At 67.2% G+C, this 22,046-nt stretch carries 16 protein-coding genes and 1 tRNA gene; 5 read left to right on the top strand and 12 right to left on the bottom strand.

What is annotated here, in order from left to right; all coding sequences use genetic code 11:
- Nucleotides 1-20 precede the first annotated feature (20 nt).
- From AC3A6F_RS16690 to AC3A6F_RS16705, 4 genes are all read right to left on the bottom strand, one after another.
- Nucleotides 21-3,125: a sensor histidine kinase gene (locus AC3A6F_RS16690; protein ID WP_487682639.1), complete on the bottom strand. Its 3,105-nt coding sequence runs from the start codon at nucleotides 3,123-3,125 to the stop codon at nucleotides 21-23.
- A gap of 81 nt (nucleotides 3,126-3,206) precedes the next feature.
- Complete coding sequence (locus AC3A6F_RS16695) at nucleotides 3,207-4,409, bottom strand: Ca2+-dependent phosphoinositide-specific phospholipase C (RefSeq protein WP_487682641.1); 1,203 nt, start codon at nucleotides 4,407-4,409, stop codon at nucleotides 3,207-3,209.
- A gap of 9 nt (nucleotides 4,410-4,418) precedes the next feature.
- Nucleotides 4,419-6,689: a TonB-dependent receptor gene (locus tag AC3A6F_RS16700; RefSeq protein ID WP_487682643.1), complete on the bottom strand. Its 2,271-nt coding sequence runs from the start codon at nucleotides 6,687-6,689 to the stop codon at nucleotides 4,419-4,421.
- Nucleotides 6,690-6,764: 75 nt separating this feature from the next.
- Complete coding sequence (locus tag AC3A6F_RS16705; protein WP_487682645.1) at nucleotides 6,765-8,066, bottom strand: TetR/AcrR family transcriptional regulator; 1,302 nt, start codon at nucleotides 8,064-8,066, stop codon at nucleotides 6,765-6,767.
- Between the two features lie 190 nt (nucleotides 8,067-8,256).
- On the opposite strand from AC3A6F_RS16705, the gene AC3A6F_RS16710 reads away from it, so the two are divergent.
- Together AC3A6F_RS16710 and mprF are read left to right on the top strand one after the other, a co-directional pair.
- Entirely contained in the window at nucleotides 8,257-8,913 is a 657-nt protein-coding gene (locus AC3A6F_RS16710; RefSeq protein WP_487682647.1) for a VTT domain-containing protein, read from the top strand.
- Nucleotides 8,914-9,049: 136 nt separating this feature from the next.
- The gene (gene mprF / locus AC3A6F_RS16715) at nucleotides 9,050-11,620 is read left to right on the top strand and encodes a bifunctional lysylphosphatidylglycerol flippase/synthetase MprF (RefSeq protein WP_487682649.1); all 2,571 of its coding nucleotides are present in this window, start codon (nucleotides 9,050-9,052) and stop codon (nucleotides 11,618-11,620) included.
- 129 nt (nucleotides 11,621-11,749) lie between these two features.
- Here mprF and AC3A6F_RS16720 read toward each other — a convergent pair whose 3' ends face one another.
- From AC3A6F_RS16720 to cysS, 8 genes are all read right to left on the bottom strand, one after another.
- On the bottom strand, nucleotides 11,750-12,622 hold the full coding sequence (locus tag AC3A6F_RS16720; protein ID WP_487682650.1) for a glycoside hydrolase family 28 protein: 873 nt from the start codon (nucleotides 12,620-12,622) through the stop codon (nucleotides 11,750-11,752).
- The gene (locus AC3A6F_RS16725) at nucleotides 12,556-13,185 is read right to left on the bottom strand and encodes a hypothetical protein (RefSeq protein ID WP_487682652.1); all 630 of its coding nucleotides are present in this window, start codon (nucleotides 13,183-13,185) and stop codon (nucleotides 12,556-12,558) included. Before AC3A6F_RS16725 ends, AC3A6F_RS16720 begins: the two co-directional genes overlap by 67 nt.
- Before the next feature lie 273 nt (nucleotides 13,186-13,458).
- A tRNA-Ser gene (locus AC3A6F_RS16730) sits at nucleotides 13,459-13,551 on the bottom strand.
- 98 nt (nucleotides 13,552-13,649) lie between these two features.
- A complete protein-coding gene (locus tag AC3A6F_RS16735) occupies nucleotides 13,650-14,897 on the bottom strand; it encodes an aspartate kinase (protein WP_487682654.1) in 1,248 nt (415 codons plus the stop codon).
- A 154-nt stretch (nucleotides 14,898-15,051) separates the two neighbouring features.
- Nucleotides 15,052-16,422 (bottom strand): tRNA lysidine(34) synthetase TilS, encoded by a 1,371-nt coding sequence (tilS, locus tag AC3A6F_RS16740; protein WP_487682656.1) that lies wholly within the window; start codon nucleotides 16,420-16,422, stop codon nucleotides 15,052-15,054.
- Nucleotides 16,423-16,474: 52 nt separating this feature from the next.
- Nucleotides 16,475-17,452: an acetyl-CoA carboxylase carboxyltransferase subunit alpha gene (locus AC3A6F_RS16745; protein ID WP_109343987.1), complete on the bottom strand. Its 978-nt coding sequence runs from the start codon at nucleotides 17,450-17,452 to the stop codon at nucleotides 16,475-16,477.
- A gap of 99 nt (nucleotides 17,453-17,551) precedes the next feature.
- Nucleotides 17,552-18,262 carry a DNA-3-methyladenine glycosylase family protein gene (locus AC3A6F_RS16750; RefSeq protein ID WP_487682659.1) on the bottom strand — a complete coding sequence of 237 codons (711 nt, stop codon included), beginning with the start codon at nucleotides 18,260-18,262 and terminating at the stop codon, nucleotides 17,552-17,554.
- Complete coding sequence (cysS, locus tag AC3A6F_RS16755; protein ID WP_487682661.1) at nucleotides 18,262-19,656, bottom strand: cysteine--tRNA ligase; 1,395 nt, start codon at nucleotides 19,654-19,656, stop codon at nucleotides 18,262-18,264. The genes AC3A6F_RS16750 and cysS overlap by 1 nt, the downstream gene beginning before the upstream one ends.
- A 274-nt stretch (nucleotides 19,657-19,930) precedes the next feature.
- Between cysS and AC3A6F_RS16760 the strand changes: the two genes are divergently transcribed.
- The 3 genes from AC3A6F_RS16760 to AC3A6F_RS16770 all read left to right on the top strand — a co-directional run bounded on the left by AC3A6F_RS16760 (nucleotide 19,931) and on the right by AC3A6F_RS16770 (nucleotide 21,957).
- Nucleotides 19,931-20,599 carry a peptidylprolyl isomerase gene (locus AC3A6F_RS16760; RefSeq protein ID WP_487682663.1) on the top strand — a complete coding sequence of 223 codons (669 nt, stop codon included), beginning with the start codon at nucleotides 19,931-19,933 and terminating at the stop codon, nucleotides 20,597-20,599.
- A 67-nt stretch (nucleotides 20,600-20,666) separates the two neighbouring features.
- Nucleotides 20,667-21,158 (top strand): peptidylprolyl isomerase, encoded by a 492-nt coding sequence (locus tag AC3A6F_RS16765; protein ID WP_147935078.1) that lies wholly within the window; start codon nucleotides 20,667-20,669, stop codon nucleotides 21,156-21,158.
- 31 nt (nucleotides 21,159-21,189) lie between these two features.
- Nucleotides 21,190-21,957: a UDP-2,3-diacylglucosamine diphosphatase gene (locus AC3A6F_RS16770; RefSeq protein ID WP_487682666.1), complete on the top strand. Its 768-nt coding sequence runs from the start codon at nucleotides 21,190-21,192 to the stop codon at nucleotides 21,955-21,957.
- Nucleotides 21,958-22,046: the final 89 nt, after the last annotated feature.

The following is a 22,046-nucleotide window of genomic DNA, read 5'->3' on the forward strand; positions in this document are numbered from 1 at the left end:
GAGGATCGGGCTTCGACGGCTCAGGCGCCGCGCAGCCAGCCCCGCCGCCAGAACGGGCGGCGCCTGTAGGCTGTGCGCGCCGGCAGCGCCAGCACGACCCGCGTGCCGCGCCCGCCCATCGCACCGCCCGGCACCGCGCCGCTATGGATGTCCAGCCTGGCGCCCATGCGCTCGGCGCGTTCGCGCATGCCGCGCAAGCCCCAGTGGTCGGGCCGGCCGTGCTCCTCGAGCCAGGACGGGTCGATGCCGCAGCCGTCGTCCGCCACCGTCAGCACGAAGGCGCCGCGCCGGTAGGCCACGTCCACCGTCACCTGCGCCGCCCGGGCATGGGCGAAGGCGTTGCGCAGCGCCTCGTGTCCGATCCGGTAGACCTCGTCCAGGATGGCCGGCTGCAGGCGCCTGACCGTTCCTCCAACCGTAAACGCGAAGCCGCAAGCCCACTGCGAGGCCAGTTCCTCGCCCGCCGCCGCCAGCGCCTCGTGCAGCTCGCGCACGTCGAGCGGCCCGCCGCGCAGCGCGCGCACGCGGTCACGCCCTTCGACCAGCACCTGGTCGGCGCGCGCCAGCGCCTGCTCCAGCTGCGCCCGGGCGGGGGCGCCGGGAGGCAGCACGTCGGCCGCCGCCTGGAAGCGCAGCACCAGTCCATGCACGCCCTGCAGCAAGGTGTCGTGCAGCTCGCGCGCGATGCGTTCGCGTTCGCGGTGGCGCTCCTGCAGGCGGTCGCGCACGCGCTCTGCCGCGCGCCGCGCGGTGGTCCGGTAAACCATCCGCAAGGCCGCGAGCAGAAGCAGGCCGGCCGCCGCGAGGAACAGCGGATGGCGGTAGAAGGCGCGCGCGACGCGCAGCACCAGCACGGCCTCGCGCGGGCTCGGCACGCCATCCTTGTTCAGGGCAATGACGCGAAAAACGTAGGCGCCCGGCGCCAGCCCGGTATAGATGGCCTGGCGCGCGCGGCCGGCGTCCACCCAGTCGGTATCGAAGCCGTCCAGCCGGTAGCGGAAGCTCAGGCGCTCCGGCGCGGCCAGGCTCGGCGCCGTGTAGTCGATGGCGATGCGTTGCACTCCCGCCCCGAGGCTGAGCGGCGCATCGGACGCGAGCCTGGCGCCGTCGACGCTGACGGCCTCGATCTCGACCGCCGGTCCCGGTTCGGCCGGCGGCAGGCGCGCCGGATCGAGCGACACCACGCCGCCGCCCGTCGAGAACCACAGCCGGCCATCGGCGGCGCGCACGGCGGTCGGCAAGGGCAGTATCTGGTGCGGGTCGTTCGCCAGGCCTCCCAGGGCGTCGAAGGAGCGGTAGCGCAGACGATGGCCGGGCGTGGCGGCGGCGCGCCGCAGTTCGGCGGCGCCGATCTGGAAGATACCCGCCCGGGCATGCAGCCACAGGTCGACCTCGCGACCGTCGGCCCCTGGCACCGGGACGATGGCATAGATGTTGTCGAACACGCCGTCGTCCGGCAGCGGCAGGCGGCGCAGGCGGCCCGCTTCCACATAGGCCAGGCCATGCTGGCCGCCGACCCAGGTGCGGCCGGCATGGTGGGCCAGCGCGGTGACGTGGCCGAGGTCGAGACTTTCGGACGCGTTCCAGCGTAGCGTTTGCCCGCCGCGGCGCGCTTCGAGCAGGCCGTCGCGGTAGCCGAACCACAGCCAGCCGTCGGGCGCGGCCAGCGCGCTGACCGGCATGCGCTGGCTGTCGCGGCCCGGCGCCACCGGCGCCCTCGCCCACCCGTGCGCCTCGAGCCGGAACAGGCCGACCTTGTTGATCGAGACCCACAGCACGCCTTGCGCATCGCGCGCCATCGCGCGCACCGGCGCCTGGCCGGTGGCGCCGGGCGGCAGGCCGGCGACGAACGTCAACTGCGTGCCGTTCGAACGCCAGATGCCCGCCGGGCCGGCCATCCAGATGCCGCCGCCAGCGTCGCGCAGCGCGCTGTTGACCGGCGCCGGCATGGCCAGCGCCTGCACGTGGCCATCCTGCAGGCGCAGCGCCGAGCCGCTGCCCGGTCCGCCCCACAGGCTGCCGTCGCCGGCGGCGGCCAGCGCCACGTTCAGCGCGCCTGCAGGGAAAGCCGACGGCGCCAGGATGCGCGGCCGAAAGCGATCCAGGCCGGCATTGGTGCCGACCCACAGGTTGCCGGCGCCGTCCAGGTGCAGCCGCCACACGAAGTCCGAGCTCAGGCCCTGCCTGGCCGTGAAGCGGCTGGCGCCGGCCAGCGCCGCGACGCCGTCGGGACGCGCCACGTGCAGCAGGCCGCGGCCGGTCGTACCGAGCCACAGCCCGCCGGCGCCGTCGAACGTCAGGCTTGTCGCCGGCACATCGAGGCGCGTCGTGCCGGACGACAGCGCGCGACCGTCCAGCACCACCCGGTGCACCCGGCCGCCCCGGCGCTCGGCCAACCAGAGCGCGCCATCGGGCGCCTGCGCGATCTGGCTCACGCCATCGACCTGCAGGCCGGTGTCGGTGAAGCGCCGGTCGCCGTCGCGCAGGTAGTACAGCTTGTGTTCGCCGGCGACCCACAGCACGCCGGCGCGGTCGACGAACACGGCGCGGGCGCTGGCGTCATCGATGCCCTGGTCGCGGCCGATGCGCCGCCAGGCGCCGTCCACCCGCCGCGCCAGGCCGTCTTCGGCGGCGGCCCAGACGGCCTTGCGACGATCCTGCGCCAGGCCGAACACCACCCCGGCCGGGGCGTCGGGACTACGCTCGCGCGCGAGCGCGGCCCCGTGACGGGCCAGGGCCACGCCGCCGCTGCGCAGTCCGACCCACAGGCTGTCGCCCTGCGCCAGCAAGGACGACACGATGGCCGGCGCCCCGCGCGCGTCGGACGGGTGGCGCCGGAAGCGCAGGCCGTCGAAGCGCACCAGGGAATCGTTGGTTCCGAGCCAGAGATAACCGTCGGCGCCGTCGACGATCGCGCCGACCTGGCTCGGGCCGCCATTGGCGGACAGCCAGCGCCGGTGCTCCAGGCGGTCGGGGTCATGTTCGTGCGCGGTTGCCGCCGCCACCGGCGCCGACAATACCAGCGCCAGCGCGATCGACGGCAGCAGCAGCGCCAGCGCCGCCAGCATGCGCAGTCCACCGCGGACCCGCCCCTGTCCAACGTGGCGATGTTGCAGGATTTTCATTGCCCGATGATAGCATCGGCGTCGCGGCGCTCATCAACACATTCCGCGGCAGGTCGTGCAACACATAACCCACCCAGGCCGTCACCGGCGGCCGGCCGTCCCGGCGCGCGGACAGGCGCCGGGACGGCAGCGCGCGCTCCCGCCACCTGGCAGCCGCACCACATAATCAGTGCCATAGCCATTGCCCTCCACCTCGAAATCGGTCGACACGATCTGCGCGCCGCTGGCAAAGGCCGCGTCCGCCCGCTCGTGGCTGTCGACCTTGGCCTCATGGGTCTCGATGTCGGAGCGGGTCCGCACCAGATAGCCTTCGTCGACATACCTGCGAATCTCGGCGCCGCGCACCAGCGCGTTGTCGAACATCAGGAAGGCCGCGTGCTCCTCGCCGGGCTGGGCGCGCAGGAAGGCCGCGCGGCCGCGCAGCGAAGGATGGCCTTCCAGGTAGCCGGCGGCGCCGTCCGGACCATTGGCCGTGATCATCAGGAACAACACCTTGCCGCGCGCCTGCGCCAGGGTCGGCCAGTCGCCGGCGCGGACCGCAGCGTTGAGCGTGGCGTGGTCGCCGCGCACGTCGTCCGGCGTGATGATGCGCTCCCTGCCCATCGCCTCCACCAGTTCGCGGTCGAGCGCGTCGAACAGCGCCGGCGTGAACGGCACGGTTTCCGTGGCGTCGGGCAGGATCGGCATGTGCTGGTTCTTGGCCTCGACCAGCAGGAACAGCGGCACATGGCCGGGATGCGCGTCGGACCAGGCGCGCACCTGCGCCAGGCAAATGCGCAGGGTCGGGCAGCTGCTGCGAAAATCGATGTCGGGAATGTGCAGCACCTTGAAGCCCGGCTTGTCCATGCCGGTGGCGTCATGGGGAAGCAGGCCGGCAGCGCCCTGGGCGCGCAGCAGCCGGTAGCCGGCCGGGTCCAGGAACCGGCCGCCTTCGGGATCGGGATTCACGTCCAGTTCGAGGCTGCGCACGCCCAGGTCGAGCTGCGCCGCCAGCGAAGGATGCGCGTAGCGCAGCATCTCGGACGGCCGCATGGGGTTCGGGTGCTCCTCCTCGAACAGCGCCCGCGCGGCCGGCGGCATGCGCTCGACCAGCCGCCCGAGCGAGTCGCCCAGCCGCTCCTCGAACAGCGCCGCCATGCGCGGATCGAGACCTTGCGAATAGCTGTTATGGGTGCCGAGCACCTGCAGCGCGTTGATGCGCAGGTCGCCCGGCAAGTCGGGTGCATCGGCGGCCATCGCGCATGCGCACGCCAGCGCCGCGGCCAGCATCAGTATCTGTTTCATGTCGCGGCCTCAGAAGTGGTATTTGGCGAAGGCGCCCAGCGTGCGGTAGGCATTCGGCGTCGTGTAGTGCAGCAGGCCCAACGGGCCGTACGGCTGGTAGCCGGTCGAGAAATAGCGGTTGAACAGATTGCGCGCATACAGGCCGTATTCGAAGTCGCCGTCGCCCGGCGACAAGGTCACGCGCGCATTGACCAGCGCATAGCCAGGCACCCGCGAGTAGGCCGGCTGGCCGACGATGGTCCATAATTTGCTGCGCACCGCCATGTCCAGGTGCGCCCGCATTTGCGTGTTCGCTCCAATCATGGCCTGGTAGTCGACGCCGAAGGTGCCGGCCCAGCGCGGCGAGTTGGTCAGGCGGCTGCCGGTGTAGTCGGTCCTGGCGTCGTACACATAGTCGGTGTATTTGCCGTTGGTGTAGTTGAGCGCCGCGTTCAGGGTCAGCGCCGGCATGGCGCGCCAGGTGGCGCCCAGTTCCGCGCCCGTGCTGCGCAAGCCGCCCGCATTGCCGATCACGGCCTGCAGGGTCGGACTGCCCGGGATCGTGGTCACCACCGTGGTCTGGAAATCGGTGAATTTTTGCGCGAACACATTGGCATTGAGCCGCAGCGTGCGCCCCAGCAGCTCCGACTTGACGCCCAACTCGAGGCTCTTGACCGTCTCGTCGCGATAGGGATTGTACTTATTGCCGACGAAGGCGATGCCGGCCGGCTTGTAGCCGGTGGTGTAGCTGGCGTACAGCATCGTGTCTTTCGACAGCCGGTATTGCGGCGCGACCCGGTACGAGAAATCGTTGCCGTCGACCGTACCGTCCTGGTACAGCGGCGGCGGGGCGGTGGCCACGAAGCTGTTGTCCACCCCGGTGATCGGCCGGCTCGGGACATCGATGTAGTCGAGCGACTGGCTGTTGCGGTCGCGCGTGTAGCGCGCGCCGACCGACACGCTGGCCTGCGGCGTCAGGTTGAACTTCATCTGGCCGAAGGCGGCGACGGTCTCGCTGCGCGCATCGAACAGCGAGGCATTGCCCGGCTTGCCGATGGCGCCGGTGACGGCGTACAGCTGGGTCAAGGGCACGCCGGCCGGCGACAGCAGCGGCGCGCCCAGCGTGGCCCACTGCAACTGGGTCTGCTCGGCGTCGAGCTTGTTGTAGAACAGGCCCGCCACGTATTCGACGAAGCCGCCGGAGGCCGAGGCCAGCCTGAATTCCTGGCTGTACTTCGACGTCTCCAGTTGCCCCTTGTTGTACGGGACATAGGCATAGATGTGGTGCGGCACCAGGTTGGCCGGCGTATCGTTGTCGTAGGTGGAGCCGCGGTAGGCGGTGATCGAAGTCAGGCTCGCGTCGCCCAGTTGGTAGCGCAGGCGCAGCGAGGTGCCCCACTCTTCGGTGGTCAGCTCACCGAACGAGGCGTCGGCGTTATTGGCGTTGCGCGGGCCGGGGGTCACCCCGGCTGCGAGCTGGGCGGCGGTCACGTGTTCCGGCGCACCAGAGACGGATGTACGAATATTGCTGTCCCAGTGCCGCTGGTAGTCATTGGACAGGATGATCTCCAGTTCGCGACTCGGCTGGAACAGCGCGCGGGCGCGGTAGCCATGCTCCTTGACCTCGCCCAGCTCGCGCCCCAGGGTCGTGTAGGTACCGTAGCCGCCCTGCCCCTGGTCGAAAGCCGAGATGCGCAGCGCGGCGCGCTCGCCCAGCGGCGCATTGACGGTGGCGCTGTACTGGTGGTCGCGGCGCTGGCCGTAGCTGGCCGCGGCGTCCACCGACAGCACGCCCAGCTCGGGCCTGGCCGTGGTCACCGACATCACCCCCGAGGTCGCGTTCTTGCCGAACAGCGTGCCCTGGGGGCCCATCAGCACATCGACCCGCCCGATATCGACCAGGCCGATCAGGCCATTGGCCCGCTGAGCGTCCATTACCACCTCGTCCACCACCACGCTGACCGACTTGGCATTCGAGAAGTCGAACGACTGGCTGCCGACGCCGCGGATCTGGAAGGCGGCGCCCTGGGTCGGGTCGTATTGCAGGCCCGGCACCAGGTATTGCAGGTCGGTGACCGACTGGTAGCCGGCATCTTCCAGCGCCTTGCCGCTGACGGCAGTGACCGAAATCGGCACCGCCTGCAGGTTTTCGCTGCGGCGCTGCGCCGTCACGATGACGGCCGGGAGTTCGGCCTGCTGGCCGGCCGTGGGCGCGTCGGGCGCCGCAGCCCAGGCCGCGTTGCAGGCGGCCGCGCAGGCGGCCAGGGTGAGGGCCGCGCTGCGGCCGGAACGAGTGCTCATGCTTTTCCCAAAGGTGTGAAAAGCCGTGACTCTAACAGGCCAGTGTGACGTTAAAATTACAGATGTACGAAAAACCTAAGGGGCGACAGGCGGGACCGGAGACGGTTGGTCGAACGGCGCGGCAGCGCGCAGATAGGCCAGCAGCCCGGCATAGGCGCGCGCGTAATCGCCCCTGGCGCCGGCCGGCAGCGTGTGCGTGAAACCGATCAGGCCGATCGACGCGACCTGGGCCGCCAGCATGTCCAGCCCGGGCAGCGGCGGCTTCTCGCGCTGCAGGAGCTTGAGCAGGTTGACGCCGCGGCGGCGGCGCATGTCGGCGGCGCCGGGCACCAGCTGGGGCATGCGGGCGGCGGCGAGCGCCAGCGCGAAAGTGGCGCGGCCCACGTCCAGGCCGCCCTCGCCGGTACGCAGCCGCGCCAGCGCCGCAGGCGGCTGCGCGCCGGCGGTGTCGCCGTCGACCGCGTGCAGGACGTTGGCGATGATGTATTCGAGGCCGGCCACCACCAGGTCGTGCTGGGTAGGGAAACGGTAGCTCAGCGTGGTGTGCGGCACGCCGGCCGCGGCCGCGATCGCGCGATGGGTCAGGGCGCCGACGCCGCGTTCGACGAGCGCCAGCGCGCTGGCCTGCGCCGCCCGGCCCGGCCAGTCGGCGGCGATCCGCGCGCCATGGCTGACGGCGATCTCGCCGTCCCGGTAGTCGAGGGCGTCGAACAATGCGGCGAACAGCGCGTCCTCGCCGCCCTCCCCCCCGGGCACCAGGCCGAACAGCCGCCGCAGGCACAGGCGCCGCAGCATGCGGTAGGACGGCAGGTGGTGCAGGCAGATGCTATAGGCCAGCTCGTCGATGAAGTAGCCGCCCAGCCAGCCGCTGTCGGCCACCGCCGCCGGCATGCGCGCCTGGCGGCCCAGGCCGGCCCAGAAGCGCATGCGCGCTTCGCACCACGGCGCCAGGGCGGCGCGCAGTTCCTCGTCCCAGCTGCCGGCTTGCAGCGCTTCGATGAACAGCAGCGACAGCGGGCGCTCGGCCACGGCCAGCTGTTCCAGAATCGTGTCGGCCAGGTCGGCCGCGGTCGCGGCGTCGAGCCGCCCGAGCCGGTCGAGCATGGCGCGCCAGCCGCCGAATACGCGCTCTTCGTCGGCCAGGGCCGCCGCGCAGATGGCGGCGACCACCTCCGCGCGCGTGCCGTAATGGTTGCTCAGCACCGTGACCGAGACGTCCAGGCGTTCCGCCAGCGGCCGCAAGGTCAGCGCGGCCCAGCCGCCGTCGGAAACGATGCCGCAGGCGGCGTCGAGCAATTGCCGGGGTTCCGGCGCCTTGGAGCGCGCCTTCGGGCGCGCGTTGGTGGTGCTTCTGGCTGTGGCGGTCGTCAATTCCATTCCCGGGTCATGGCATGGTCGGTTGGCCCGCATCCTAGCATGAGGCGGCGCCGGCGGGCGAGGCGGCGCCAGCGCCATGGCGCCGAGTGCATGCGCCGGATGCGTTCGCAAGCCGCGCCTGCGTTACACTGTCGTCCCCGTCCTTCGCGGCAACGACGGGCGTGCGTAACCACCAGACCAGAAAACCCACATGCTCACTACCCTCCTCGATTGGTTCCTCCACCTTGACCGCCACCTGGCCGTCCTCGCGGCCGAATACCAGATCCTCGTCTACGTCCTGCTGTTCGCCGTGATCTTCGTCGAGACCGGCGTCGTCGTGATGCCCTTCCTGCCCGGCGACTCGCTACTGTTCGTGACCGGCGCGCTGGCGGCGAAAGGCATGCTGTCGCTGCCCGTCCTGATCCCGCTGCTGATCGTCGCGGCGGTGGTCGGCGACATCGTCAACTTCGCGATCGGCACGCTGTTCCGCGACCGGGTGAAGCACGGCTACCGGCTGCGCTTCATCAAGCCCGAACACATCGCCCACACCGAGCGCTTCTTCGAGCGCCATGGTCCCAAGACCATCGTCCTGGCGCGCTATGTGCCGATCGTGCGCACCCTGGCGCCATTCGTCGCCGCGCTGGGCAGCATGCGCTACCGCACCTTCCTGTCGTATAACGTGGCCGGCGGCACCTTGTGGGTCGTGTCGCTGACGGTGGCCGGCTTCGCTTTCGGCAATATCACCTGGGTCAACGACAACCTGACGGCGGTCATCATGGGCATCATCGTGCTGTCCCTGGTGCCGGGCATCGTGGCCTGGCTCCAGGAGCGCCATCGCGCGAAGGCCGGCGCCGACCGCCAGGCTTGAGGCTTCACTGCGGCGCACCCGCCGCGCCGCAGCCTGATTCAGGGAACCACGACGCCCCATCGCGGCTCGAAAGTAGGCTGCCTGCATGCCAGCCCGGTATGCAGCCGCCATAGGCAGTGCCGAGAGGACCGCACACGTGAGTTCCGCACCGATGTCCAGCAAGCGGGCCAGGCTGCGAAGCTGGCTGGCGCCGACAATCGCGGCCGTGCTGCTGTGCGCGGCATTCTGGGTCTTGCATGGCGAACTGCAGGCGATCCACTACCGCGACCTCCAGGCCGCGCTCGCCCGCCTCGGCGCCGAGCACCTGCTGCTGGCCCTGCTGTGCTGCGCGGCCAACTACCTGGTCCTGAGCTTTTATGACCAGCTCGCTTTCATCTATATCGGCAAGCGCATCGCGCGCGTGCGCATCGTCCTGACCGCCTTCATCGGCTATGCGATCAGCAACAGCGTCGGCTTCGCGCTGCTGTCGGGGACGGCCGTGCGCCACCGCTTCTATTCGCGCTGGGGGGTGGCAGGCGCGGACCTGTCGCGGATCGTGGCGCTGAACGGCGTTACCTACTGGCTTGGCCTGCTGGCGCTGGGCGGCTGGAGCCTCGTCAATCACCCGCACGCCTGGCTGCAGGGCCAACTGGCCCAGCGCGGCGCGCAGTGGCTCGGCCTGGCCTGCCTGGCGCTGGTGGGCGCTTATCTGCTGCTGCCGCTGGTGCGCAAGACACCGCTGCGGGTGCGCGGCTTCGACATGCGGATCCCGCCACTGCCGCTCACGCTGACCCAGTTGCTGGTGTCAGTGACCGACTGGATGCTGGCGGCGGGCGTCCTGTATGCCCTGCTGCCACCGGATGCGCCGCCCTACCCCGTCGTGCTGGGCGCCTTTCTCGCGGCCCAGCTGGTGGCGCTGGCCAGCCATGTGCCGGGAGGCCTCGGCGTCTTCGACGGCATCATGGCGCTGCTGCTGGCGCCCTGGCTGCGCGCCGACCAGATCGTGGCGGGCCTGCTGCTGTATCGCATGGTCTATTACCTGATTCCGTTGAGCCTGGCGTTGCTGCTGCTGGTCGGCGACGAGACGCGCTACCGGCGCGCCCGCCTGCAGCAACTCGGCCAGTCGCTGGGCCAGCACTCGGTGCGGCTGGCGCCCAGGATCCTGTCGCTGTTCACCTTCATGGCCGGCCTGCTGCTGCTGGTCTCGGGCGCCACGCCAGCCGCGCACGGACGGCTGCATTGGTTGTCGGGCCTGTTCCCGCTCGGCCTGTTCGAAGCCTCGCACTTCGTCGGCAGCATCGTGGGCGTGGCCCTGCTACTGCTGGCGCAGGCGATCGCGCGCCGCATCCGGCTGGCCTGGTATCTCGCCGTCGGTGCGCTGGCCGCCGGCACCGCGGCCTCGCTACTGAAAGCCGGCGACTGGGAAGAGGCGGCCTTGCTGGCCTTGCTGCTGCTGGTGTTCGTGCCGAGCCGCCGCCTGTTCGAGCGGCGCGCGGCCCTGTTCGATACCCGCTTCTCGCCCGGCTGGATCGTCGCCATCATCGCCGCCTTCGGCGCCTCGCTGTGGATCGGCGTCTTCGCCTATCGCCACGTCGACTATTCGAACGCGCTGTGGTGGCAGGTGGCGCTGCACGACGACGCGCCGCGCTTTTTACGCGCGAGCCTGGGGGCCGCCGTGGTCCTGCTCGCGTTCGGCATCGCGCGCCTGCTAAGGCCACTGCCGCACTTGACCGAACCGCCGTCCGGCGCGGCGCTGGCCGACGCCGAACGCATCGTCCGCGCGCAGGGCGAGACGCTGCCCTTCCTGGCCTGGCTGCGCGACAAGGAATTGTTGTTCACCCCCGAGCGTACCGCCTTCATCATGTACGGCGTGCGCGGCCGGACCTGGGTGGCGCTGGGCGATCCGGTCGGCCCGCCGGCCGCCGCCGCGCCGCTGATCCGCGACTTCGTCGAGCGCGCGGATGATGATGGCGCCACTCCGGTGTTCTACCAGGTGCATCCGGAACAGCTGCACTGCTACGCTGACTTGGGGCTAGCGTTCGCCAAATTCGGCGAGGAAGCACGGATCCGCCTGGCGGGATTGTCGCTGGCGGGAGGCCGTTTCAAGGAGTTGCGGGCGGCGATGCAGCGGCTGAAGCGGGAACACGTGGATTTCCGGATCGTGGCGCCGGAATCGGTGCCGGCGATCTTACCGCAGCTGCGCTCTGTGTCGGATGACCGGCTGGCCGGCAAGGCCGGCGGCGAGAAGGGATTTTCGCTGGGCTTCTTTGCCGACGACTATTTGACCCGACAACCGGTCGCCGTGCTGGAGCGCGAGGGGCGCATCGTGGCCTTCGCCAACCTGTTGTGCGGGCCCACCGGCGAGGAGCTGTCGATCGACCTGATGCGCTTCATGCACGCGGCGCCGCGCGGCCTGATGGACGGCTTGCTCACCCATGTCTTCCTGTGGGGACAGGAACACGGCTACCGCTGGTTCAATCTCGGCATGGCGCCGTTGTCGGGCGTGCCGGATTCGGCGGGCTTGCCCTTGTGGAACCGGCTGGCCGGCTTCGTTTACCGGCACGGGGAGTCGTTCTACAAGTTCCGGGGCCTGCGCGCGTACAAGGAAAAATTCCATCCGGTCTGGGAGCCGCGCTATATCGCCTATGCCGGCGGCAAGCCGCTTCCGGTCCTGCTTGCAGATATCGCCGCGCTCTCGGCGCGCGGCTATGCGAAGATCTTCCTGTGAACGGTCATCGCACGCGCAGGCGCAGGCGCAGACGCAGGTGTGGCAGCGTCCGCGCATGCCGCGCCACCCTGCTGCTGGTGCGCCGGATCATCGAGCATCTGCAGCCGGCGCTGGCAGTTACGGCGCCCTTCATGCGCCGCCTTCCCGGCCCGCGTCATAGACGAAGCCCTCGACGTGCTCGTTGAGTACCGAGGCGCCGCGCAGCCTCCCGACGCGCAGGTCGCGCAGGCTGACGTCGTGCACGGGCAGCTCGGCCTGCCCCTTGATCTGGCACACGAACTGCGCTTCGGCGACCTGGACATTGCTGACATGCAGCCCCGTAATCGGCGTCAGCCTGCGCTCATTGGTCGGCATCAGACGGCGCCACTGGTACAGGACATCGGTTTCCACGCACAGGATGCCGCCCGTGATCCGCGTGGCGCTCACATTGTTCATGTATATATTGCGCACGTAGCCGCCGCGGCGTTCGTTGGTCTTCACGTACAGCAGATTCATGATGGCGGTGCGGGCGCGCGGCCCCGCATCGTCGAAATGGCAATTGTCGACGAAGACGTTCTCGATCCCTCCCGACAGTTCGCTGCCGATCGCCATCATCTGGTGGCCATTCTTCACGCGGCAGTTGCGCATGACGATGTTGCGTGACGGGGTTCCCAGGCGCCAGGCGTCGCGGTCGCGTCCCGACTTGACCGACACCGCGTCGTCGCCCTGGTCGAACACACAATCGTCGATCAGCACGTTCTCGCTCATCTCGGGGTCGACCCCGTCATTGTTGTGGCCATGCGCGCGGATGTCCACGCGCCGGATCACCACGTCCCGGCATAGATACGGATGCAGCACCCAGAACGGACTGTCGACGATCCGCACATCCTCGACCAGCACGTGGCGGCATCGGTTGAACTGGACGAACTGCGGCCGCAGATTGGCCTGCCCCCGCGTCATGTCCCGGACAGAGACCGGGCTGAGGGCATCTGCCGAGCGGTACAGGGCAACCAGCGCATCCATGTGCGCCTTGGGACGCGCATACCAGGCCTGCCATACATCGAGCCTGGCGCGCAGGGTTCCCCGCCGGTGAGTGCCACGTTGACGCACTCATAGGCGTACACCAGTGGCGAGTAATTAAGGCACTCGAGTCCTTCCCACGTGGTCGTCACCGGCGGCAGGTAGTCCTCGGGCTTCGCCGAAAACAGAAGCGTGGCGCCTTTCTCCAGGTGCAGGTTGACGTTGCTCCTGAGGTGAACCGGACCGGTCGGCCAGGTCCCCGGCGGCACGACGAGGACGCCCGAACCCCAGGCGCTGGCGGCCCCGATCGCCGCCGCGATGGCCGCGCTGGTACGCGCCTGATCCTGCTGGTCGGCGCCGAACTTGGTGATCAGGAAGCGGCGGCTGGCAGCAAAGTCCGGTATCGCGATCGCGGGCATGTCGAACGGCGCCCGCACCTTCACACTTTGCTGCGGGGTGGATCGTCCCGCGGCGCCCTGGCGCGTGGGAAGTTGGCAGGCTGCCAGGAGCGGCACGGCAAGGCCAGCGGCCAGGAACGAACCCCTGGCTGCGGAGGTGGTCGGCAAAGCCGTCTCCTTGTTATGCGCGGCGAAGCGGCGTGTTCCGGCCTGTCCGCGCCACCGCCGATTGTAGTGCGTTGACGGACATCGATCGGCATGCCGGGGAAACAATCACGTTGCTGATCTGAATGCCAGATGCGAGGAGCCGCTCGCTCAAACGGATCAGTATTTCCCGTGCCTCGGCTGGTCGCATAAGGACATCAGAAAACAAAAAACCCCCGGGCCTCGTAAGAGATCCGGGGGTTTCAGGGGACTGCTGAGTCTCAGCAGCCACTTATCTGGCGGAGACGGTGGGATTCGAACCCACGATACGGGTATAAGCCATATGCATCCTTAGCAGGGATGTGCCTTCGGCCACTCGGCCACGTCTCCAATCAGAGCCAACCGGTTTCGGTCAGCGCTGAGTGCAAGCATCTTAAGGGCTGGACCTCATCGCGTCAAGAACGCACGCCCAAAAATTTTGAAATTTGTTAACCTTGCTCCAGGTTAAAAGCCTTGTGCAGCGCACGGACGGCCAGTTCCATGTATTTCTCGTCGATCAGCACCGAGATCTTGATCTCGGAGGTCGAGATCATCTGGATATTGATGCCCTCTTCCGACAAGGTACGGAACATCTGCGACGCCACGCCGACGTGGCTGCGCATGCCCACGCCTACCGCCGACACCTTCGACACCTTGGCGTCGCCCAGTACCTTGGTTGCGCCCAGCGCTTCCTGCTGGCTCTCCAGCACGCCCATTGCGCGCACGTAGTCGCCCCGCGGCACGGTGAAGGTGAAGTCGGTCTTGCCGTCCACCGACTGGTTCTGGATGATCATGTCCACTTCAATATTGGCGTCGGCGATCGGTCCCAGGATGTGATACGCCACGCCCGGCTTGTCCGGCACGCCCAGGACGGTGATCTTTGCTTCGTCGCGATTGAACGCGATGCCGGAGATGACGGCTTGTTCCATATTGCTTTCTTCCTCAAACGAAATCAGGGTGCCTGACTGGGCTTCTTCTTCCAGCGGCATCAGGGGATCGGTCAGCGACGACAGCACGCGCGTCGGCACCTGGTAGTTACCGGCGAACTCGACCGAGCGAGTCTGCAGCACCTTCGAGCCCAGCGAGGCCAGTTCGAGCATTTCCTCGAACGTGATCTTCGACAGGCGGCGCGCCTCGTCCACCACGCGCGGGTCGGTCGTGTAGACGCCGTCGACGTCAGTGTAGATCAGGCATTCCTCGGCCTTCAGCGCGGCCGCAATCGCCACTGCAGAAGTATCCGAGCCGCCGCGGCCCAGCGTCGAGATATTGCCTTCTTCGTCTACGCCCTGGAAACCGGTGATGATGACGATCTTGCCGGCCGCGACGTCGCGCAGCACGCGGCTGTCGTCGATCGACTGGATGCGCGCCTTGGTGAACGACGAATCGGTGCGGATGCCCGCCTGCCAGCCGGTGTAGGACACCGCATCCTTGCCGATGGCCAGCAGCGCCATGGCCAGGAGGCCAACCGACACCTGCTCGCCGGTAGAGGCGATCATGTCCAGTTCGCGAGGATCGGGTTGCGGCATGATTTCCCTGGCCAGACCAATCAGGCGGTTGGTCTCGCCCGACATTGCGGACGGTACAACAACGATTTGGTGACCTGCGTCATGCCACTTGGCCACCCGGGCCGCGACATTCTTGATACGGTCCGTCGAGCCCATCGACGTCCCGCCATATTTGTGGACAATTAAAGCCATATCAGGAAGGGTTCCAGCTTGTGTAAAGAGAAAAGAGGACCCTAAATGTAGCATGCTGCAACGCGGCATCACAAGGCTTGGGGAACGAAAAAGCTATATGGAAAGAAAATAACTTAATACGTTTTCGGAATACACTTGCCTATACAATCTGGCGTCAGCTCAGTTCCCAGCGCAGCCCGATCAGCTCCTGACCGCTTGCCGACCAGTGCCGGCAGTCCATGCCGATGCCCGCCGCGAACAGCAGGTCGAGGTTGCGTCTGACGGTCGGCAAGCGCTCGCGCTCCCAGGCAGGCACACCGAGCGCCTGGTAATGCGCCTTCAGGCCACGCGATGGCCGATTGCCCGCGAGCTTGAGCTTTTCCCCGCCCTTGCGAAAATCGATCGTCAGCGTCTGCGCGCGCAGCCAGGCAGGATCGAAACCCTGCTCGGCACGCTCGAAGTGCAGCACCCCACCGTAGTCCGGGAAGGCGATCGAGGCCTCGCCCTGCCAGCGGAAGGTCTGCCCTTCCCTGTCGAGCACGCCGATATCGTCCGGATCGCGCATACCGGCAAGATCCGGCAGGTGCGGCGTCAGGAACAGCTTGCCGCGATGGCGGCGGATATGGCAATCCGGATGCGTAACCTTCAATTGCGCGTCTTCGCGCGCCGAGAACAGCTGCGACACCATCTCGTTCAGCCAGGCGGTCGACGGCATTGCCAGCCCCCGCACCGAGAACAGATGGCGCATGAAGTTGTCGATGCGATCCGCGCTCAAGCGACCAAGATAGGCCAGGTCGATGGCGTCGCCGTCCTGGCAAGCCGCCAGGTCCTGGGCCGCCAGCTCGTCGAGCAGGCGCTGGGCCGAGGCCACGTGGGCCGCGCCGCGCGCCAGCCGGGCCTGAAAGCCCGGGAAGTTCGTCGCCAGCGCCGGCATCACCTGGTGGCGCAACGCATTGCGGGTGTAGCGCGGGTCCTGGTTCGATTCGTCCTCGACCCAGGCCAGCGCATGCTCGTGCGCGAACGCCTCCAGCGCCGCACGCGGCTCCGACAGCAGCGGCCGCGCCAGCGCCAGGTCGGGCACACCCAAGAGGCCCGGCGCGAGATTGTCCGTATCCATGCCCGACAGCCCGGCAGCTCCCGAGCCGCGCAGCAATTGCAACAGCACGGTCTCGGCCTGGTCGTCCAGGTGGTGGGCGGTAAGCAGCAGCTTGACGTCGTGTAAGCGGCACATCTCGCCCAGCGCGGCGTAGCGCAGCTTACGCGCCGCGGCCTCGACGCCGGAACCATCGTGGGGGATCGTCACGCGGCGATGGTCGAAGCCGATACCGAGCGCCGCCGCACTGCGCTCGCAATGCGTACTCCAGTCGTCGGCATGCCGGCTCAGTCCGTGATGCACGTGGAAGGCATGTAGCCGTACGCCGTGCTGTGCGCACCAGTCGTGGGCCAGCCGCAGCAAGACCATCGAATCGAGGCCGCCGCTACAGGCAACTGCTATGGATTGGGGAGAGTATTTGGCGCGCAGGCCGAGCATGGCCTGCGCGAACATTGCCGGGACCAGCCCGGCCGGGTTGGCCCCGCGTTTGGAACGGCTCAGAGGATTACTCCTCGCGCGGCAGCGTTTCCTTGAACTTGCCATAGCTCATCAGCTTCGCGTGACGGGCTTCCAGCAGGTCCTTGGTCTTCATGCCCTGGAACTGGCGCAGGGTATCGGCCAGTGCGCGTTTAAGCAATTGCGCCATCTGGGCCGGATCGCGGTGGGCGCCGCCCAGCGGTTCGCTGACGATCTTGTCGACCAGGCCCATCGCCTTCAGGCGGTGCGCGGTCAGGCCCAGGGCTTCGGCGGCGTCGGCCGCGCGTTCCGAAGTCTTCCACAGGATCGAGGCGCAGCCTTCCGGCGAGATCACGGAATAGGTGGAGTACTGCAGCATCAGCACCGCGTCGCCGACGGCGATCGCCAGCGCGCCGCCCGAACCGCCTTCGCCGATGATGGTGGCGATCAGCGGCACTTTCAGTTCGGCCATGACGTACAGGTTGTGGCCGATGGCTTCCGACTGGCCGCGCTCTTCGGCGTCGATGCCGGGGAACGCACCGGGGGTGTCGACAAACGTGAAGATCGGCAGGCCGAACTTCTCGGCCAGCTTCATCAGGCGCATCGCCTTGCGGTAGCCTTCGGGTTTCGGCATGCCGAAGTTGCGCATCGCGCGTTCTTTGGTGTCGCGGCCCTTCTGGTGGCCGATCACCATGCATGGCTGGCCATTGAAGCGGGCCAGGCCGCCGATGATCGACTGGTCGTCGGCGAAGGTGCGGTCGCCGTGCAGCTCATGGAAATCGGTGAAGATCGCGTTCACATAGTCCATCGTGTATGGACGCTGCGGGTGACGCGCGATCTGCGACACTTGCCACGGAGTCAGCTTGGCATAGATGTCCTTGGTGAGCTGCTGGCTCTTCTTGTCCAGGCGATCGATCTCTTCGGAGATGTCGACAGCGGAATCGTCTTGTACGAAACGCAGCTCTTCAATCTTGGAATCGAGCTCGGCAATCGGCTGCTCAAAATTGAGGAAAGTTGTTTTAGTCATTGTACCTCCGGGGTAATGTCTTGGCCGCACTCCGTTATGCGCGGCCGATCAGGGCGCTATTCTACCGTAAGCCGACAGCGGATCGAACGTCGGAATTGCTCAGTTGGCGGGCAAAACCGGGTCCAGGCTGCGCCACAAATACCAAGTAGCAACCGTGCGCCAGGGTTCCCAGTTGGCGGAGACCTCGCGCGCATCGCTGCGCGAGACCGGTTCGCCCGAGAAATAGTTTTGGCTAATGCCCTGGATCAGGCCGGGGTCGTCCAGTGGCAGGACGTTCGGCCGCAGCAGATTAAATATCAAAAACATCTCGGCTGTCCAGCGCGTGATGCCGCGGATCTGGACCAGCTCGGCGATGACGGCTTCGTCATCCATTTCCGACCACAGGTCGGCATGCACCCGCTTGGCCTTGAAATGGTCGGCCAGGTCGAGGATGTATTCGGTCTTGCGCTTGGACAGGCCGCAACCCGCCAGCTCCACCGCGCCCAGCTTGATCACCTGGCTCGGCGCCAGTTTTGGGCAGACGGCAAGCAATTTAACCCAGGCCAGGTCGGCCGCCTTCGGCGTCACCTGCTGGCCGACGATCGAACGGGCCAGCGTGATGAACGGATCGGGCTGGCCGCGCAGGTGCAGGTCGCCGAACTGGGGGATCAGCTTGTTCATGATGCGGTCGCGCTGCATCAGCTCGCGCTTGGCCTCGGCCCAGTAGATCGGCACCGCCAGCGCATCGTGTGCCGGCGCTGACTCAGGCGCCGCGGACTGCACGCTGGCGCCTGCGGCGCCGCCGCCGGCCTTGTCCTTGTTGGCTGCCATTATGCGCGGCGCCAGGTCGTTCCGTCGGCCTTGTCTTCCAGGACGATGCCGGCTGCCGTGAGTTCCTTGCGGATCGCGTCGGCCTGGGCGAAGTCGCGTGCGGCCTTGGCGGCCGCGCGGCGCGCGATCGCATCGAGGATCGCCGCTTCATCGAACCCACTGCTGCCCGGCGTACCGGCTTGCAGGAAGGCTTGCGGCGCACGTTCGAGCAGGCCCAGCACGGCGGCCAGCGCCTTCAATTGACGAGCCACCTCGACCGACTTGCTGCGATTGACTTCGCTCGCCAGGTCGAACAATTCGGCCACCGCCAGCGGGGTGTTGAAATCGTCGTCCATCGCGTCGCGGAAGCGCTTGGCGTGCGCTTCGTCCCAGTTGACGGCGAGTTCGCCATCGCCCAAGTCGATATCGTTCAGCGCCGTGTACAGGCGCGTCAGCGCGCCCTTGGCGTCGTCGATGTGCACGTCAGAGTAATTCAGCGGGCTGCGATAGTGGGCGCGCAGGATGAAGAAGCGCACCACTTCGGCGTCGTACTTGGCGAGGACTTCACGGATGGTGAAGAAGTTGCCCAGCGACTTGGACATCTTCTCGTTATCCACGCGCACGAAGCCGTTGTGGATCCAGTAGTTGACCATCGGGCCGCCGAAGGCGCCTTCGGATTGCGCGATCTCGTTCTCGTGGTGCGGGAACTGCAGGTCGGCGCCGCCGCCATGGATGTCGAAGTGCTCGCCGAGCGTGGCGCAGGACATGGCCGAGCACTCGATGTGCCAGCCCGGGCGGCCGCGGCCCCACTGCGAATCCCATTTGGCCTCGGCCGGCTCTTCTTCCTTGGCCGCTTTCCACAGCACGAAGTCGAGCGGATCGCGCTTGCCCGTATTGACGTCGACACGCTCGCCGGCGCGCAGGTCGTCCAGCGACTTGCCGGACAGCTTGCCGTAGCCCTCGAAACCGCGCACCGCGTAGTTGACGTCGCCGTCTTCGGTTTTATACGCCAGGCCTTTTTGCTCGAGCTTCTCGATGATCGACAGCATGTGCGGCACGTATTCGGTGGCGCGCGGCACCACGGTCGGCGGCAGGATGCCAAGCGCGGCCGCGTCTTCGTCCATATACTTCTCGAAACGCCTGGTCAAGGAACCGATGGTCTCGTTGTTCTCGACCGCGCGCCGGATGATCTTGTCTTCGATATCGGTGACGTTGCGCACGTAGTTGACCTCGTAGCCGGACGCCATCAGCCAGCGATACACGACGTCGAAAGCCATCATCATCCGCGCGTGACCGATGTGGCAGTAATCGTAGACGGTCATGCCGCACACATACATGCCGACCTTGCCGCTGATCTTGGGAACGAATACCTGCTTGTCACGCGCGAGCGTGTTGTAAATCTTGAGTTGGCTCATTGAATTCCGTAACGGAAGAGGAGCGCCGGGCGCGGTACAAGCCGCAACCTCCGGCGCAGCAACAGCAATGCTGGTGCGCCCTGGACGGGTGCGGCGTCGGGTTCGCCTGGCTCCTCGGTGTTGTTCTTATTTGATAGAATGGGACGTTGCTCTGCGAACGCCTTTTCGTAAAGTATAGCATTGATAAAATCCCGGCTGGCCGCCTACGGTCCAGCTTTATTTTTGGGGAAAACCCTTGACAGCGCCTTGCGCGAGGTCCATCAGAGGAAGCCAGATGTCGTTATCGATCACCCGCCGTTCACTGCTCGCCCGCATGACGGGCGCCACCGCCGCGCTGGCCTGCGGCCTGCTGTTCCCTGGCGTCGCGTTGGCCCAGGAAGCCACCGAACAGGCGGTCGCGCCGGAAGCCGCCGCGGCCCCGGCCATGATCGGTCCGCAGTATGCGATCAAGACCACGATGGGCGAGATCGTCGTCCAGCTGGACCAGGAAAAAGCCCCCAAGACCGTCGCCAACTTCGCCGCCTACGCCAAGTCGGGCTTTTATAAAGGCACGATCTTCCACCGCGTGATCGACGGCTTCATGATCCAGGGCGGCGGCATGAACGAGAAGTTCGAGGGCAAAAAGACGCTCAAGCCGGTGAAGAACGAATCGAGCAACGGCCTGTCGAACCAGCCCTACACCATCTCCATGGCGCGCGAGGACAATCCCGACAGCGCGACCTCGCAGTGGTTCATCAACGTCGCCGACAATTCCGGCATCGACCATCCCTTCGTCAAGGGCTCGGGTTATACCGTGTTCGGCAAGGTCGTGAAGGGCCAGGAGGTTGTCGACAAGATCAAGGGCGTGGTCGTCGATGACGTGCGCGGCATGCAGAACGTGCCGGTCGTGCCGATCAAGATTACGAACGTCACCCTGCTCAAGGGCGACAAGCTAGTAAAATAACGGTTTTGCCGCACTTGCAATACAGAGCAAATCAGCGCAAATAACAACCCATAGAACAGGACAAACCATGACGACTATCCTCATCACCACCAACCAGGGCAATATCACCGCCGAGCTGGACGCCGAAAAAGCACCGAAGACCGTTGCCAACTTCCTGGACTACGTCAACAAGGGCCACTTCGCCAACACCATCTTCCACCGCGTGATCAAGGACTTCATGATCCAGGGTGGCGGTTTCGAGCCAGGCATGAAACAGAAGCCGGCCGACGCGACCGTCGAGAACGAAGCCAAGAACGGCCTGAAGAACGACAAGTACACGCTGGCCATGGCCCGCACCTCGGCGCCGCACTCGGCATCGGCCCAGTTCTTCATCAACACCAAGAACAACGCCTTCCTCGACTACCCGGGCCAGGACGGCTGGGGCTACGCCGTGTTCGGCACCGTGACCGAAGGCAAGGACGTGGTCGACGCGATCAACGGCGTCAAGACCAGCCGCAGCGGCATGCACTCGGACGTGCCGGTCGACGCGGTCATCATCGAAAAGATCGAAGTGCTGTAATGCGCGGCGCGCACCAGCACCAGTCAATCCGATGACGCTGATTGCGCGCCCGTTCGCGCTGTTCATCTCCGACCTGCACCTGCAGGTCTCGCACCCGCGCACGCTGGAGGCCTTCCTGGCCTTCATGAGCGCGCGCGCGGCGCACGCCGAGCGCCTCTACCTGCTCGGCGACATCTTCGAATACTGGGCCGGCGACGACGACCTCGCCGACCCGTTCAATGCGCAGGTCGCGGCCGCAATCCGCGCAGTCGCTGACGCCGGCACAGCCGTCTACTGGATGGCCGGCAACCGCGACTTCCTGGTCGGCGACGGCTTCGCCCAGGCCGCCGGCCTGCAACTGCTGCAAGACCCGCATGTGATCGAGGCCGGCCCACGCACCGTGGCCCTGCTGCACGGCGACGCCCAGTGCACGCTCGACACCGCCTACATGGCGTTTCGCGCGCAGGTGCGCCAACCTGCCTGGCAGGCCAACTTCCTCGGCATGCCGCTGGCCCAGCGCAAGGCCATCATCGCCGGCCTGCGCCAGGGTTCGCGCGATGCGCACACCGACAAATCGTACGAGACCGTGGACGTCACGCCCGCTGCGATCGACGCCGTGTTCGCCGAGACCGGGGCCGACATCATCATCCACGGCCATACCCACCGGCCGGCCGTGCACGAACACGGCGACCGTTTGCGCTACGTGCTGCCCGACTGGGAACTCGACGCCGAGCCGGTGCGCGGCGGCTGGTTCGCGCTGCATGCCGACGGCAGCATCGTGCGCCACGACCACACCGAACTGACTCCTCCCGCACGATAACATCGGCGCCCTGGCCGCCGATTTGCATATGCGTGTTTACATTTGCGCGCATGGTGTTATAGTTCACTACAACACCACCTCAATACCTC

The sequence above is a fragment of the Massilia sp. Soil_C_3 genome, assembly GCF_057657035.1.

Coding starts and splice junctions, on each gene's coding strand:
- AC3A6F_RS16690 (WP_487682639.1), bottom strand. CDS start 3,125: ATGAAAATCCTGCAACATCGCCACGTTGGACAGGGGCGGGTCCGCGGT.
- AC3A6F_RS16695 (WP_487682641.1), bottom strand. CDS start 4,409: ATGAAACAGATACTGATGCTGGCCGCGGCGCTGGCGTGCGCATGCGCG.
- AC3A6F_RS16700 (WP_487682643.1), bottom strand. CDS start 6,689: ATGAGCACTCGTTCCGGCCGCAGCGCGGCCCTCACCCTGGCCGCCTGC.
- AC3A6F_RS16705 (WP_487682645.1), bottom strand. CDS start 8,066: ATGGAATTGACGACCGCCACAGCCAGAAGCACCACCAACGCGCGCCCG.
- AC3A6F_RS16710 (WP_487682647.1), top strand. CDS start 8,257: ATGCTCACTACCCTCCTCGATTGGTTCCTCCACCTTGACCGCCACCTG.
- AC3A6F_RS16720 (WP_487682650.1), bottom strand. CDS start 12,622: ATGGATGCGCTGGTTGCCCTGTACCGCTCGGCAGATGCCCTCAGCCCG.
- AC3A6F_RS16735 (WP_487682654.1), bottom strand. CDS start 14,897: ATGGCTTTAATTGTCCACAAATATGGCGGGACGTCGATGGGCTCGACG.
- tilS (WP_487682656.1), bottom strand. CDS start 16,422: ATGTTCGCGCAGGCCATGCTCGGCCTGCGCGCCAAATACTCTCCCCAA.
- AC3A6F_RS16745 (WP_109343987.1), bottom strand. CDS start 17,452: ATGACTAAAACAACTTTCCTCAATTTTGAGCAGCCGATTGCCGAGCTC.
- AC3A6F_RS16750 (WP_487682659.1), bottom strand. CDS start 18,262: ATGGCAGCCAACAAGGACAAGGCCGGCGGCGGCGCCGCAGGCGCCAGC.
- cysS (WP_487682661.1), bottom strand. CDS start 19,656: ATGAGCCAACTCAAGATTTACAACACGCTCGCGCGTGACAAGCAGGTA.
- AC3A6F_RS16760 (WP_487682663.1), top strand. CDS start 19,931: ATGTCGTTATCGATCACCCGCCGTTCACTGCTCGCCCGCATGACGGGC.
- AC3A6F_RS16765 (WP_147935078.1), top strand. CDS start 20,667: ATGACGACTATCCTCATCACCACCAACCAGGGCAATATCACCGCCGAG.
- AC3A6F_RS16770 (WP_487682666.1), top strand. CDS start 21,190: ATGACGCTGATTGCGCGCCCGTTCGCGCTGTTCATCTCCGACCTGCAC.